The organism is Coriobacteriaceae bacterium, assembly GCA_025757745.1.
GTDB lineage: Bacteria > Actinomycetota > Coriobacteriia > Coriobacteriales > Coriobacteriaceae > Collinsella.
Window position 1 is genome coordinate 1,933,490 of sequence record CP107217.1, and the last position, 14,095, is coordinate 1,947,584.

The following is a 14,095-nucleotide window of genomic DNA, read 5'->3' on the forward strand; positions in this document are numbered from 1 at the left end:
AACTCTTTAGTATTACCCATTTCCCACCGACCAAAAAGGGACAGGTTTATTTTGGCAGGTTTTAGAAGCGGACGATGAAGGTAATCTGGTTGCTGTGGCCGCAGACAGAAGCACTCCCGCCATGGGCCTCGGCGATGGCTCGCACCACAGATAGGCCCACGCCCGAGCCGCCCGTCTTGGAGTTACGCGAGACATCTGCGCGGTAGAAGCGGTCAAACAGCCGGTCCAGGTCACCCTCGGGCAGCTCATCAACAGCATTCGATACGACAAGCTCGGCCGAGCCTTTGCCCGCACCGCGCGAGTCTGCGCGCAGGCTTAGCTCAATCACGCTGCCCTCGCTTGCGTAGCGTGTGGCGTTGTCCAGCAGCAACTCAACCACCTGCGCTACCGCCGCAGCATCGGCATGGGCCCGCACGCCACTCGCAATCGACGTCGACAGACGCTTGCCGCGCGAAACCGCCACCGACTCAAACGGCGCCGCCGCCTTGTCCACGGCCTCCGAAAGATCGATCGATGTCATGGTAAAGCCGGCCGAACCCTCGTCCATACGCGCCAGGAACACCAGACGCTCCGTCAGCGCCGTCAGCCGCGCGACCTGCTCGTGAATGCTCTGCGTCCATTCGCTCTCGCCGCTCTCGATTTCCTGCACCTCGTTGGCGGCGTCGATCACAGCTAGCGGCGTCTTGATCTCGTGGCTTGCATCGGTAATAAAGCGCTTTTGCTTGCTGTAGCTCTCGACCATCGGCCGAATCACCGCACCCGAGGCGCCCGCCACAATTGCCAGCACTGCCAACCAGCCAATGCAACTGATTGCCACGCTCGCGCTCAAAAACGAATGAAAGCTTGCAAGCTCACGCGAGCAGTCCACGAACACATAGGTGGTCTCACCGTCTTGAACGTCAGTCGTATAGCGATAATTGCCAGAAAAACCCGAGACCCAACCCTTGGAATGCAACTTTGCGGCAATACTGGCGGCGCGCTTGGCACCCACCGCGGCAATGCGGGCCGTGTTGACATCGGCAACCTGTCCGGCGGCAATCGTCACCGTAAAGTAGCGCGTGTCAAAGGGAGCTTCCGCCGTCATGCCTTCAAAACGCCCGTCGCGAACAGCCGCCCGGTTACCAGTAGCAACCTTGCCGGCAACCGCATCCTGGCCGGGATCGGCTTTAGGCTCGTTCCCCCAATCGATACCGTCCTTGCCCGCCAGGATATAGTCCAGGCGAGCGTCGGCCATCTTGCAGACATGCGAATAATTGACGATGTTGATGCCGGCGATGATGAGCGTGAGCACCACGGTCACGGCGCCCATGGCAACCAGGATGAACTTGCGACGCAGGCGGCGGCCCAATGCGTCAGCAGAATTTGCCCGCCCCGTACTACTCGAGGCGGCGTGAAACCGCTCCGTCATGCGTTTACACCACGTGCGCACGCTCACGCCTGCTCGCCTTCCTCGACAACCTCAAGCGAATATCCCTGGTTGCGCGACGCGCGGATGGCCACATTGGCACCCAGCGCCGCCAGCTTTTTGCGCAGGTACGAGATGTAGACCCACACCACGTTGGCGCCTTCGGGCGCGTCCTCACCCCAAACCTCGAGCATCAGACGCTCGGTGGGCATGCGCGTGCCAGCGTTGCGCATAAAGAGTTCCATAAGCTGAAACTCGCGATTGGCTAGGTGTTCCTCGCCCAAGGGACCCACAAGCGTGCAAGCCGCCGTATCGAGGCGCACGTTGCCCACACTGAGCGTCGTGGCATCGATCGCAGTCGCGGCGCGCGTCATGGCGCGAATGCGCGCGAGCAGTTCCTTGGCGGCAAACGGCTTGGTCAGATAGTCATTGGCGCCGGCGTCCAGGCCCTCAACCTTATCGGACACCTCGCTTTTGGCCGTGAGCATGATGATGGGCAGTCGCTTACCGGCGGCGCGTGTGCGCTTGAGCACCTCAATGCCATCCATGCCGGGCATCATGATGTCCAGGATTGCGGCGTCATAGTCGTTGGCGAGCAGATATTCGAGCGCCGTCAGACCGTCGAGGGCGGCATCGACCTCGTAGTCGCTATGTTGAAGAATCGCGGTAAGGGCACGGGAGAGGCCGGGTTCGTCCTCGGCAAGCATCAGCTTCATAGTTGTTCCTTTGGCGCACGGCTATACAGGTTTCGATACCGCCGATGATAGTGCACCGCCAGCCGTCTTAGCGCAGCCTTAGCTGCTCAACCTGCGCGTTTTCAAATACGCAGGATATAGCTTAACCAAACTTAAGGCTCAGATGCCGAGCGCTTGGACGCATGCCGGTCGCGAAAAGACAGCGACTCGTCCTTTCGCGACGTCCTAGTTATGCAAAGTGTTCGAGCGTTACGCCTCGTACGCGCCCTCAAGCCGAAGCAGCCACTCCTTGCGATCGAGCCCGCCGGCATATCCGTTAAGCGAGCCGTCGGCGGCAACCACGCGATGGCACGGCACGATAATCGAAATGGGATTGCGAGCGACCGCAGCCCCCACCGCACGGGGAGATACAACAGGGTCCTCATTTCTCGGCACACGATGTCGAGCGGCAACACGCTGGGCGATCTCGCCATACGTAGCGACCTCGCCACGCGGGATAGAAAGCAGCTCAAACCAAACCTCGCGCTGAAACGCCGTACCAATCATATGCAACGGCGGCGTAAACCGAGGCTCCTGCCCCGCAAAATACGCATTCAGCCAAGCCCAAGAACGCTCAAGCACCGAAGAAGCCGCGCCATTTGCCGGACTCACCGAAGACATCCCACCGGTACCAGAAACCGCATCGGCACCTACGACATACTCCGCATCCTCTTTGAGCAGCGTAGAGCCAAAGTGCTCCTGCCCTTCAAACCAAAGCCCCGTCAAACCGCGGCCATCAGCGGCAAGCAGGATTTCGCCCAAAGGCGAAGCAAATGTCGTCGTGACCACCAGCGGCTCCTTTCAAAACTCCGCAAACATAATACCGCGAACTGTGCAGACAACCTGTCAGATACACCTGGGCAGGCTCGTAATTGTTTAAGCGAGGCCGCTTTCCCCAATCAAGCGAAGAAGACGCAGGGCTTCGACGCCAGAGCGGTACCTCTATCAGCTGAGCTCTAATACTTTCCCGAGAAGTGAACGAGTAAAAACGAAGCCCCGGAGCATCCACATCTTTAGACCAGAAAACCGCAGGATTCGCGCTGCAAAACCTCAGGAAATAGCGGTCAAAATATGCCAATGCTTCGGGGGTCCAAATAAGGTCGTTCACTTCTCGGGAAAGTATTAGACCCCGATTCACCCCAACCCCAAAGTCACCCCAGGCAGCAGGCGCAACGCGCCGCAGCTGCCGGCCGCGCTCCGCAGTCCCCCAAGGCGGCAGGCGCGAAGCGCCGAGGCCGCCGCCGGGGCCAGGGCCCGCAACGGCCACGTGCCCTCACATCAGCCCAGCGGCCCCAACCAACAACGGCCCCATCGCAAGCCGCTTACAGCAGCGTCGCCGCAGGCGGGGCCGGGCTTAGTTTTCAGAACACTCCGCAGACCAGTGTGGCGCCTTGTCCGCAGCTCCGAAGGAGCAGGACAAGGCGCCACACATGGTCGAGGACGTTCTGAAAACTAAGCCCGGCCCCCGCCGGACAGGTCAACCGCTACTCGCAGAGCAGCTTAGCGATCTGGACGGCGTTGGTTGCCGCGCCCTTACGGATTTGGTCGCCGCAGCACCAGAAGGTGATGCCACGCGCGGCCTCGGGGTTCGAGATATCGCGGCGCACACGACCGACCCAAATCAGGTCCTGGTCGGAGGTGTCCATCGGCATGGGGAAGCGCTCGTGCGCATCCTCGGCAGCCATATCGTCAACCAGCTTGACGCCGGGAGCGGCAGCCAGCGCAGCACGGGCCTCGTCAACCGTAATGTCGCGCTCAAACTCAAGCGTAATGCTCTCGGAGTGCGAGCGCAGCACAGGCACGCGCACGCAGGTGCAGTTCACGCGCAGCTCGGGCAGGTGCATGATCTTGCGGCCCTCGTTCTGCAGCTTCATCTCCTCGGAGGTAAAGCCCTCCTCCTTGACGCCGCCAATCTGCGGAATCAGGTTGCTCGCGAGCTGGGCGGCAAATGCGCGCGGCTCGGGAATCTCCTCGCCACGGCCCAGGGCGACCAGCTGAGCCTCGAGCTCGGCCATACCGGGAGCGCCGGCGCCCGAAGCCGCCTGATACGTCGAAACAATCATGCGCTTCACGCCGGCGAGCTGATGCAGCGGCCACGTGGGAACCAGGCCGATGATGGTCGCGCAGTTGGGATTGGCGATAAGGCCGTGATGCCACTTGATATCGTCGGCATTGATCTCGGGCACGACCAGCGGTACCTCGGGATCCATGCGGAAGGCATGGCTGTTGTCGACCACGACGGCGCCGCGCTTGACGGCCTCAGGCAGTAGCTCCTTCGCGATATCGTCACCGGCGGCTCCGAGCACAATATCACAGCCCTCAAAGGCCTCGGGGCAAGCCTCTTCGATCACGATCTGCTCACCGCGGAACTCAACGGTCTTACCCGCGGAGCGTGCACTTGCCAACAGCTTGAGCTTGCCGACCGGGAACTCCTGCTCGTTTAGGCACTCGAGCATCTGGGTGCCCACGGCTCCCGTCGCGCCCAAAATAGCAACCGTGTACTGTTTCATGCTTCCCCCTTTAAAGGTTTTGGCTTTTGCCCGCACGCCGAGCAGGCTGATTATTGTTGTCAGTGTATACAAGAACGGGGCGGACACGAAACCCGCCCCGTCGAAACGAAACCGAAACGAAACGCCCCGCCGTAGATTTTTGAGGCGAGTCCCAAAAATCTAGCGAGATAGTAGCTACTTGTGGAGCGCAGCCAGGGCGGGATCGACCGGCGCGGAAGCCTCCAGGTCGGAGACCTTCACAATGCCGTTCTCGTCGGAGAAGGCACGGTAAATGGTCCGAATCGCCAGGTCGAAGTCCTTCTCCTCGACACCGATAATGATGTTGATCTCGTCGCAGCTCTGCGAAATCATACGCACGCTCACGCCCGCCTGGCCAAGCATACCAAACAGATGGCCCGAGATACCTGCGCGGCCGCGCAGGTTACGGCCGACGGTAGCGATGAGCGCCAGGCCCTCGACAACCTCGATCTCGAGCGGCTCGACCTCCTGCTGAATGTCGCTCACAAGCGAGTACAGCGAATCGTGAACGTCCTGCTCCTGCACCACGGCGCCAAAGCGGTCGACACCGGTGGGCATGTGCTCAACGGAAACGTCATAGCGCTCGAAGACCGAAAGCGCGCGGCGCATAAAGCCGACACGGGGCTTGGTGCGGTCGCGGGCCACATTGATGGCGACAAAGCCGCGTTTGCCGGTCACGCCGGTAATGATGGGCTCCGCCTCGCCCTCGTCAGCCGTCTCGCTAATGATGGTGCCGGGGTCCTGCGGCGCATTGGTGTTCTTGATGACCAGCGGAATGCCTGCCTCGCGCACGGGGAACACGGCCTCCTCGTGCAGGACGCTTGCGCCCATGTACGAAAGCTCGCGCAGCTCCTCGTAGGTAACGCGCGCAATGGGCTGAGCCTCGGGAACAATACGCGGATCGGCAGAATAGAAGCCCGAAACGTCGGTCCAGTTCTCGTACAGATCGGCGCCAAGGCACTTGGCCAGAATCGAGCCCGAAATATCGCCACCGCCTCGATCGAGCAGCTTGATCTGGCCCTCACGCGTCGCGCCGTAGAAACCGGGCATAACAAAGCCACCCTGCTGGCCGTACTCCTGCACCAGCTCGGAGGTGCGGTTCATGCTGAGCGTACCATCGTGATGGAACGCCACAACCGTCGCGGCGTCCAGGAACGGCAGGCCCAGATACTCGGACATCAGGCGAGCGGTGAAGTACTCGCCGCGGCTCACAAGCTCCTCGGTGGAGTAGCCGCCCGAGCGGGCGCGCTCGGCAAAGGCTGCGAACTCCTCGCGGATGGGATAGGTGAGCTCCAGCTCGTCAGCGATATCAAAATAGCGCTGACCGATGTCCTCGAGCAGCTCCTCGCACGACACGTGATACTTAACGTGCGCGTTAACCAGGTAGAGCAGGTCGGTCACCTTGGTGTCGCCCTTAAAGCGGCGACCGCAGGCGGAAACCACCACAAAACGGCGGGCAGGGTCGGCATCGACGATGGCCTTGATCTTCTTGAAGTGTTCGGCGTCGGCGACCGACGAGCCGCCAAACTTGGCAATTTTTATCATGGCGTGGAGGTTACCTTTCTAAAAGCCTCTGCAAACCTGTTTTGCGCGCTCTGATACCATGGTTTCACCGATTGGGACCAAGGTATCCGAGGAGCACTGTTATATGGGAACTTATCATAGTACACGAGGACGCACTTTATCATGCTCAAGTAAGGTGGCAATCCGTACCGGCATCGCTCCCGACGGGGGTTTGTTTGTCTCGGACGAGCTTGGCACCCAGCAGGTCGATATCAGCTCGCTTGCTGATAAATCGTACTTTGAAATCGCTCAAAATGTGTTGGGAATGTTACTGAACGATTACACGGACGAAGAAATTTCGGCGTGTGTCGACGAGGCATACCGCGGCACGTTCGCGAGTGAAGAGGTCACGCCTCTCGTCAAGCTCGACGCAGCACCGGGCACCGACGCCCCTCAGACCTATGTGATGGAGCTCTTTGGCGGCCCCACGAGCGCCTTCAAGGACGTCGCCCTGCAGATGCTCCCCCGCCTCATGGCCCGCACCTCCGCCCAGGACGGCGGCGCCGAGCGCATCATGATCGTCACCGCCACGTCGGGTGACACGGGCAAGGCAGCACTCGCCGGCTTTGCCGACGCCCCGGGCACGGGCATCACCGTCTTTTATCCCGAGGGCAAAGTCAGCCGCGTACAGAATCTGCAGATGTCCACTCAGGAGGGCGATAACGTCGCCGTCTGCGGCATCCGCGGCAACTTTGACGACGCCCAGAGCGCCGTCAAGCGCATCTTTGCCGATAAGGAGCTTGCCGAGCGTCTGGAGGCCGCAGGCACGGTGCTTTCGAGCGCCAACTCCATCAACGTCGGCCGTCTGGTACCGCAGGTCGTCTACTACTTTGCCGCCTATGCGCAGCTGTTGCGCGCCGGCGCCATCGAGGCCGGCGACGCCGTGGAGTTCTGCGTACCGACCGGCAACTTTGGCGATATCCTGGCCGGTTACTATGCCAAGCGCATGGGTCTGCCCGTCGCCAAGCTCATCGTCGCGAGCGACAAGAACAACGTGCTGGCTGACTTCCTGAGCACCGGCGTCTACGACCGCAACCGCCCGTTCTTCACGACCATCTCGCCTTCGATGGACATCCTCATCAGCTCTAACCTGGAGCGCATGCTCTACTTCCTGTCCGATGGCGACTGTGAGCTCGTTGCCGGCCTTATGGAGCAGCTGGCGCGGACTGGTCGCTACGAAGTTCCCGCCGACCTGCTGGCAAAGATTCAGAGCGTCTTTGGCTGCGGTTGGGCCAGCGAGGACGAGGTACGCACTGCCATCAAGAGCTGCTGGGACGCGAACGGCTACGTGATCGACCCGCACACCGCCTGCGGCTATCACGTCTTTGAGCAGGTCGCTCCCGCCGAGGGCGCCAAGGCCCGCGTGCTGCTTTCGACCGCCAGCCCCTACAAGTTCCCGCGCGCCTGCTGCGACGCCCTGGGCCTCGACGTTCCCGAGGACGACTTTGAGGCCATGCGCGTGCTCGAGCAGGCAACCAACACGGTTGCCCCGGTCCAGCTCGCCGAGCTCGAGTCCAAGCCCGTCCGCTTCGAAGACGTCTGCGACGTAGCCGACATGGCCAACTACGTAGAGCAGGCTGCAAAAAAGATGGCTACCAACTAAACCCTTACTAGGCGCCGGCGAAAGCCGGCGCACCTTCTTTTATCAGATACTCACCGGGATAATGACGAGCTGACATGCGGGTCTGCCTGTTTAGTTCGTCGCGAGTTCCGCACGAGCCGGAAAGCACTTAATGTGCTTTCCGAGCGAGCCAGGACTGCCCGAGCAGCGAACTAAACAGGCAGACCGCCCAGGAGATTCCCATGATCAAAATCACCGTCCCCGCCACCAGCGCGAACCTAGGCATTGGCTACGACACCCTCGGCATGGCCGTCAGCCTCTACTCGCACTTCACCTTCGAGCGCGCCGACAAGCTCACCATCACGGGCTGCCCCGAGGAATTCCAAAACGAGAACAACCTGGTCTACGTTAGCTTTGTCGATGCACTGGCCGCATGGGGCGAGCCGGCCTTCCCCGTCGCCATCGACATTCAGACTGACGTTCCCGTCGCCCGCGGCCTGGGCTCCAGCTCCACCTGTGTCGTCGCCGGCATTATGGCCGCCGCCGCGCTGACAGGCCACACCGTCGACCGTGCCGAGCTCGTCCGCATTGCCACCGAGGTCGAGGGCCATCCCGATAACGTCGCCCCCGCTATCCTGGGCGGCGCCGTCTGCTCCTTTACGCCGACCGATTCGCTCCCCCAGTGCCTGCGCTACGAGGTGAGCGATCGCCTGCGTTTTATTACCGTGATTCCTCCCTACGAGGTGCATACGAGCGAGGCGCGCAAGGTCGTGCCGCAGGAGGTTCCGCTCTCCACCGCCGTATGGCAGATGGGCCGCATCGCCGGCATGACGCGCGGTCTTGAGTCCGGCAACCTCGACCTGATTGCCGCCGCCAATGACGACCGCATCCAGGAACCCTATCGTCGCCGTCTGATTCCCGACTACAACGCCGTGCGCGACACCTGCCTTAACGGCGGCGCCAAGACCATCTGGATCAGCGGATCGGGCTCGACCCTTATGGCTGTGACCGACGACACCATCGTGGCAAAGTTCCTGCAGGTCAAGCTGCGCGAGCAGTTCCCTAAGTGTGATACGCATATTCTGACGTGCGACACGGAAGGCGCTCAAATCGAGTACCTGTAGACATCGCCGATCGGTCTGTCCGGGCCACCCAGGGGCATCCCCTTAAAAACGTCCTCGCACTTGAGGCCCGCTTATCCTGCTCCTTCGGAGCTGCGGATAAGCGGGCCTCGTGCTGCGGAATATTTTTAAGGGGATGCCCCTGGGTGGCCCTATGGCAACGTGGCGAGCGATGTCTACAGGGACCCACGCTTTGAAGGGGCGCCGGGCTGATAATTTGGCTCTTTATTGGGGAGGGCTCTTGCTAGGCTGGGGCACTTATTAGAGGCAGGCTTCGGCGATGCGGCGCTTGAGTTCGTCGATGCCGGTGCCGGTTTGGGAGCTTGTGATGATTACGTTTTCGGCCGGGACGTTGAGTTGCTTTTTGATGGCAGCTGCCTGGCGGGCCTGCTGGGTGCGGCTGAGCTTGTCGGCCTTGGTGAGGCAGACGATAAAGTTGAACTCGTTGCCCTGCAGATAGTCGATCATGTCATGGTCGAGCTTGCTCGGGTCGTGACGAATATCCACCAGCGACACGACCAGGTTAAAGCTGCGCTCGGAGTCGAAGAAGTCGCCGATGAGCTCGGCCCAACGGTCGCGCTCGGCCTTGGAACGACGGGCGAAACCGTAGCCCGGCAGGTCGACAAAGTGAACGTCGTCGGCCTCAAAGAAGTTGATGTTGCTTGTCTTGCCCGGCGTGCTCGAAACCTTCACCAGGTTCTTGCGGCCAAAGAGCTTGTTCATAATGGACGACTTGCCCACGTTGGAGCGGCCAACAAAGCTCACCTCGGGACAGGTGGACTCGGGGATCTGCGAAACCTTGCCGTAGCTGGCGACGAACTTGGCAAGCTGGTAGTTAATGGAATCGGCCATGGACACTCCTTGGTCGTAGGATCTTGCAAAAAACGCGCTATTGCGCAGCGGCAATGCGTCGAACGATATCGAGCGTGATATCGCTTGCGGCACGCGCATACTCGAACAAATCGAACTCGCGGTCGCAAATCGCATCATACGCCTCGTCACAATTATCGCTGATAGCACGCAGCACCAGGCAATCGACACCATTTTTGGTTGCGACATGGGCAATTGCCGCGCCCTCCATGCCGACACAATCGGCATGCGTCGCCTCGATGGCATCATTGCGCATAGCGGCGCCCGTCACAAAGCGGTTACCCGTGGCAATCGTGCCGACCAGGAACTGCTTTGCACCCTCGTTCGAAGCGGTCTCATTTGTCGAAGCATCAACAAACCCACGCTCAGCAAGCACATCGGCGGCAATATCGACCAGCGCGGGCGTCGAGACAAACTCCTCGAGCCCCGGTGCAGACTCGGCGATAAGCGCGGTATCGGTATCTAGATAGCGCAGGCATTTGCCAATGACGACATCGTCGATATGGAGCTTGGGATTCAGGCCACCTGCGATACCAGAAAACACAACTGCCTGTGGAGCATACTTGCTAATGAGGTGCTGTGTTGCGGCGGAAGCGTTTACCGTGCCCATACCCGCCGTCGTGGCGACAATCGACAGGCCGTCGAGCCCGCCGGTCACAACGTTCAAGCCCGCCTCCTGTACCATGCAAACGTTGCTCAACTCTTCCTTAATCTGCATGATCTCTTTTTCGAGCGCACCGATAATCGCGATGGTAGCCATGCCATTCCCCAAACCTATACGAAATTCTCAACCACGGTATGGTACCAGCATTTTGTTTGACCTCGTCAAACGAACACGTTAGGCCAGCGCAGCTCGGGTATCAAAGAATGTCTTAGCAATCGCAGCCACCAGCTCGCTCGAGCGATCGCTCCATGGCATCGATGTCATGATACTCATAATGTAGGTGTCGCCATCGACATCGATGAGGCCCGCATCGCATGTCGAATAGCAACCATCCTCGCTAATCCAGCCGGCCTTGTTGCGCACCAGGGCTTGGTCGTCCGCAATGCCGTCGCGGATAAAGGACCGGGTCGTAGAGGCCAGAAGATCCGATAGCCATTGCGACGTCTCGGTATCACGGCTCAAATACTCGCTCATCTCGCGCCACAACTTGGCCGAGGTGCGCGGGCAATAGGTGGGAAAATCACTCATCGGATCGAGTGCGGTATCGTAATCGATGCCAAGACTGGCAATCCAATCTCGTAACCGACACGGTCAAACGTCGCGCGTAACGCAATAAACGAATCGTTGTCCGAATTAACGATCGCGGCCTCGATCAGGTCGCGCACCGTCTGCCAACCCATGTTGTAGCCACCATAGGTGCCAAGGGAATCATCGAGTGAAACCTGACCCGTCTCGACCAGAAATTCGCAGATGTACAACGCATAGAGCGCCTTGTAGCTACTCGCGCCGTAAACCTCGACATCGGGGTTATACGTCACGCCCTTGCCGCTTGACAGGTCGTAGAACACCACGCCCACATCGCCTAGCTCCTGCGCCCGACTCAGGGCATCCTGGAGCAAGGCAAGGCTCTCATCCTCCAAGGTAGGAGTCTTGTTATCCACCAACGAGAAGGCCTGAACGGTATCACCCGAAGGGATATCGTTGAAGTCCGCCTTCGAAAGTCTCGTCTTGAGATCTGCCGACGCTTTGGACTTTGAAACCTTCTCGTTTTGCGTCTGTACCGTTGACGCATCTGAGTGTGCCATTCGCTCCGACGCGTAGGTTTTGGCGGTAATTCCGAGGATAATAATCGCCAACGTTAGCATCCCAATGGCGGCAATCTTCGTCACGCGGACGCGAGCGTCGGCAAGGCCACGCGAAGATGTGCCCTTCGTCTCATATCTGCTGCTATGCTGCGGCATATACTCGTCCCGCGATGCGTTATTTCGCACGTGGTCTCCTGACTGCTACCGTTCATATACGAGCAGCATAATACCGAGCAGGCATTTCTTTCCAAAGATATTCAGCGGCGTTTAAGGCGTCTTTAAAGAAACCACAAGCGTATTTATCCAAATGGCGCGATTCTGTTGCGCATCTCCGCCCAAAACGCAGTTGCGGTGGAATAGTTCCTATTTGGGCGGCATAAGCCGAAAAACAAGAACTATTCCACCGCAACTTGACGGAGCTCTTTGGCAATCAACTTGGTGCCCAGGGGCACTCATTTAAGTCTGTCCCCAATGAGTGCCTTTGGGGAGCGAAAATGGCTCGCTAGCCGATAGCGTTTTTGAGTTCCGCGCGACGCTTTTTCATGCCCGTCATGACGGCGTTGCGCAGCTCGGGCATGCGCGCGGTATCCATCTGTGGAACGCCCTCGAGCTTATAGGGAATGCCCAATTGCTCGTACTTGACGACACCCATCGTGTGATACGGCAGCATTTCCAGGCCCACCACGTTGTGCCATGGAGCGATGAGGCGGCCGAGCGCCTCGCACTCCTCAACCGTATCGGTAATGCCGGGCACCACCACGTGGCGGATAACGACCTTAATCTTGCGACGGGCAAGCTCATCACCAAACGCCAGAATGCGTGCGGGATCGCAACCGGTCAGCTTTTTATGCTCAACGGGATCGGCATGCTTGATGTCGAGCAGCACCATGTCGGTCTCGTTGAGAACAGTATCGAACTTCTCGGGATGGTTGGGGTCAAACGCATAGCCGCAGCTGTCGAGGCAGGTATGCACGCGGCCATCGGGGTTGTTGTGCATTGCACGGAACAGGTCGGCTAAAAACGCGGGCTGCAAGAGCGGCTCGCCGCCGGACACCGTAATACCGCCGCTGCGGTAAAACTCATGGTTGCTCTGGAACTCGTCCATCAGGTGCTCGACGGTCACCATGGTGCCGCCGCTAACCGACCAGGTATCGGGGTTGTGGCAATACGCACAGCGCATGGGGCAGCCCTGAACAAACACCACAAAGCGGATGCCGGGTCCATCGACCGTTCCCATCGTCTCAATCGAATGTACGCGGCCCAGGGCAAACGCAGAGTCCTCGGGACGAGCGTCCACACCCTCGAGCGTCATCTCAGCCATTCCCGCTACCTTGCCTCTCATTGGTTTTAGCTACATAAATGCCAGAATCATTCTAGCCCATACGCATGATGGCGAAACGGTTTAGCGGTCAATTGGGTTGTCCTATTTGGCCCTACGCAAGAGCGGCGGGAAGGTTATCGCAACCCGCCCGCCGCTGAGGCAATAGAAATCGATAGACGCCAGACCTTACGCCTTAAGCGTGAGCACCGCACCGAAGGCGGTCGGGCCGCAATGGCTCGAGATGACACCGCCGACCTGAGTCCAGGTAACGTCCTTAAAGCCCAGGTCGTGCGCATAGACTTCCATGTCGTCGCGCAGCTCCTGGGAAAGGCCTACCGAATACGCCAGGCCAATATGCGAGTAGTCAATCTCGCCCTTCGCAACCATGTGGTCAATAAAGGCGCGGGCGCACTTGAGCATAGAGCCGCGGAACTTCTTGGTTGCCACGAACTTGCCGCCCGTTACCTCAATGCAGGGCTTAATCTTGAGCAGATGGGCACCGAGGAATGCCACGTTGGATAGACGACCGCCCGCCTTAAGGAAGGCTAGGTCGGTAGGAACAAAGCCCAGCAGCACACGGTCCATGACGGAATTCGTAAATGCAAAGATTTCGTCGACGGTGGCATCGGGGTGAGCCTCGATGTATTTGGCGGTCTCGACGGCAACAAGCGACTGGCCCACCGAGACAAAACGCGTGTCCATGGAGTAGACGTAGTCGCGACCCTTGGCGGCAATCTTAGAAGACTGGTGTGAGCAGGTCGTGGCCTCGGAATACGCAAGGTGCAGAATAGTCGCATCGGGCTGCTCGGCATGGATGCGATCGTACACGTGCGCAAAATCTGCCGGCGCGCAGCCGCTGGTCTTGGGCATCACGCCAAACTCGTTGCAGCGCGAATAAATCTCGAGCGGATCGATCGAGCCGTCCTCGACGGTCTCGTCACCAATCGTGACATGCATAGGTACGCGCACGATACCGTAGCGTTCGCAGAGCTCCGGCGTCACATCCGAACCAGACTCAACCACGATTACGTACTTGCCCATTATCATCACGACCCATCTCAACATTGGCTTTTCAACACATGGCACGCGCCGCCGCACTGTTGCACAACGGCGGCAGAGCGCCAAAGAGACGCCGCCCCTTGCACACAACAAAGGACAGCGTCTCCCTGGAAAAACTCCGTGCTAATCTGAGATTCTACACGGTTTATTACTAAGTGTTACTTACTCCGCAAACGGTCGCTAT

At 59.5% G+C, this 14,095-nt stretch carries 13 protein-coding genes; 2 read left to right on the plus strand and 11 right to left on the minus strand.

Features of this window, described 5'->3' with window-relative positions; genetic code table 11:
• Positions 1-61: 61 nt before the first annotated feature.
• The 5 genes from OGM60_08465 to OGM60_08485 all read right to left on the minus strand — a co-directional run bounded on the left by OGM60_08465 (position 62) and on the right by OGM60_08485 (position 6,212).
• Positions 62-1,408 (minus strand): ATP-binding protein, encoded by a 1,347-nt coding sequence (locus OGM60_08465; GenBank protein ID UYI98911.1) that lies wholly within the window; start codon positions 1,406-1,408, stop codon positions 62-64.
• A gap of 23 nt (positions 1,409-1,431) precedes the next feature.
• Positions 1,432-2,121: a response regulator transcription factor gene (locus OGM60_08470; GenBank protein UYI98912.1), complete on the minus strand. Its 690-nt coding sequence runs from the start codon at positions 2,119-2,121 to the stop codon at positions 1,432-1,434.
• A 228-nt stretch (positions 2,122-2,349) separates the two neighbouring features.
• Positions 2,350-2,928 carry a methylated-DNA--[protein]-cysteine S-methyltransferase gene (locus OGM60_08475; GenBank protein UYI98913.1) on the minus strand — a complete coding sequence of 193 codons (579 nt, stop codon included), beginning with the start codon at positions 2,926-2,928 and terminating at the stop codon, positions 2,350-2,352.
• Between the two features lie 695 nt (positions 2,929-3,623).
• Complete coding sequence (locus OGM60_08480) at positions 3,624-4,649, minus strand: aspartate-semialdehyde dehydrogenase (GenBank protein ID UYI98914.1); 1,026 nt, start codon at positions 4,647-4,649, stop codon at positions 3,624-3,626.
• 174 nt (positions 4,650-4,823) lie between these two features.
• The gene (locus OGM60_08485; GenBank protein ID UYI98915.1) at positions 4,824-6,212 is read right to left on the minus strand and encodes an aspartate kinase; all 1,389 of its coding nucleotides are present in this window, start codon (positions 6,210-6,212) and stop codon (positions 4,824-4,826) included.
• A 103-nt stretch (positions 6,213-6,315) separates the two neighbouring features.
• On the opposite strand from OGM60_08485, the gene thrC reads away from it, so the two are divergent.
• Together thrC and thrB are read left to right on the plus strand one after the other, a co-directional pair.
• On the plus strand, positions 6,316-7,833 hold the full coding sequence (thrC, locus tag OGM60_08490; protein UYI98916.1) for a threonine synthase: 1,518 nt from the start codon (positions 6,316-6,318) through the stop codon (positions 7,831-7,833).
• 200 nt (positions 7,834-8,033) lie between these two features.
• Entirely contained in the window at positions 8,034-8,915 is an 882-nt protein-coding gene (thrB, locus tag OGM60_08495; GenBank protein UYI98917.1) for a homoserine kinase, read from the plus strand.
• Positions 8,916-9,173: 258 nt separating this feature from the next.
• On the opposite strand, the gene yihA is transcribed toward thrB, so the two are convergent.
• From yihA to OGM60_08525, 6 genes are all read right to left on the minus strand, one after another.
• Complete coding sequence (gene yihA / locus OGM60_08500; GenBank protein UYI98918.1) at positions 9,174-9,764, minus strand: ribosome biogenesis GTP-binding protein YihA/YsxC; 591 nt, start codon at positions 9,762-9,764, stop codon at positions 9,174-9,176.
• A 37-nt stretch (positions 9,765-9,801) separates the two neighbouring features.
• Positions 9,802-10,542: a 5'-methylthioadenosine/S-adenosylhomocysteine nucleosidase gene (mtnN, locus tag OGM60_08505; protein ID UYI98919.1), complete on the minus strand. Its 741-nt coding sequence runs from the start codon at positions 10,540-10,542 to the stop codon at positions 9,802-9,804.
• A 78-nt stretch (positions 10,543-10,620) separates the two neighbouring features.
• Positions 10,621-10,920 (minus strand): hypothetical protein, encoded by a 300-nt coding sequence (locus OGM60_08510; GenBank protein ID UYI98920.1) that lies wholly within the window; start codon positions 10,918-10,920, stop codon positions 10,621-10,623.
• Positions 10,921-10,970: 50 nt separating this feature from the next.
• Positions 10,971-11,531 (minus strand): hypothetical protein, encoded by a 561-nt coding sequence (locus tag OGM60_08515; protein UYI98921.1) that lies wholly within the window; start codon positions 11,529-11,531, stop codon positions 10,971-10,973.
• 502 nt (positions 11,532-12,033) lie between these two features.
• Positions 12,034-12,852: a pyruvate formate-lyase-activating protein gene (gene pflA, locus OGM60_08520; protein UYI98922.1), complete on the minus strand. Its 819-nt coding sequence runs from the start codon at positions 12,850-12,852 to the stop codon at positions 12,034-12,036.
• 186 nt (positions 12,853-13,038) lie between these two features.
• Complete coding sequence (locus tag OGM60_08525) at positions 13,039-13,893, minus strand: DegV family EDD domain-containing protein (GenBank protein ID UYI98923.1); 855 nt, start codon at positions 13,891-13,893, stop codon at positions 13,039-13,041.
• Between the last annotated feature and the right edge of the window lie 202 nt (positions 13,894-14,095).

Coding starts and splice junctions, on each gene's coding strand:
- yihA (UYI98918.1), bottom strand. CDS start 9,764: ATGGCCGATTCCATTAACTACCAGCTTGCCAAGTTCGTCGCCAGCTAC.
- OGM60_08525 (UYI98923.1), bottom strand. CDS start 13,893: ATGGGCAAGTACGTAATCGTGGTTGAGTCTGGTTCGGATGTGACGCCG.
- thrC (UYI98916.1), top strand. CDS start 6,316: ATGGGAACTTATCATAGTACACGAGGACGCACTTTATCATGCTCAAGT.
- thrB (UYI98917.1), top strand. CDS start 8,034: ATGATCAAAATCACCGTCCCCGCCACCAGCGCGAACCTAGGCATTGGC.
- OGM60_08480 (UYI98914.1), bottom strand. CDS start 4,649: ATGAAACAGTACACGGTTGCTATTTTGGGCGCGACGGGAGCCGTGGGC.
- pflA (UYI98922.1), bottom strand. CDS start 12,852: ATGGCTGAGATGACGCTCGAGGGTGTGGACGCTCGTCCCGAGGACTCT.
- OGM60_08510 (UYI98920.1), bottom strand. CDS start 10,920: ATGAGCGAGTATTTGAGCCGTGATACCGAGACGTCGCAATGGCTATCG.
- OGM60_08515 (UYI98921.1), bottom strand. CDS start 11,531: ATGGCACACTCAGATGCGTCAACGGTACAGACGCAAAACGAGAAGGTT.
- mtnN (UYI98919.1), bottom strand. CDS start 10,542: ATGGCTACCATCGCGATTATCGGTGCGCTCGAAAAAGAGATCATGCAG.
- OGM60_08465 (UYI98911.1), bottom strand. CDS start 1,408: ATGACGGAGCGGTTTCACGCCGCCTCGAGTAGTACGGGGCGGGCAAAT.
- OGM60_08470 (UYI98912.1), bottom strand. CDS start 2,121: ATGAAGCTGATGCTTGCCGAGGACGAACCCGGCCTCTCCCGTGCCCTT.
- OGM60_08485 (UYI98915.1), bottom strand. CDS start 6,212: ATGATAAAAATTGCCAAGTTTGGCGGCTCGTCGGTCGCCGACGCCGAA.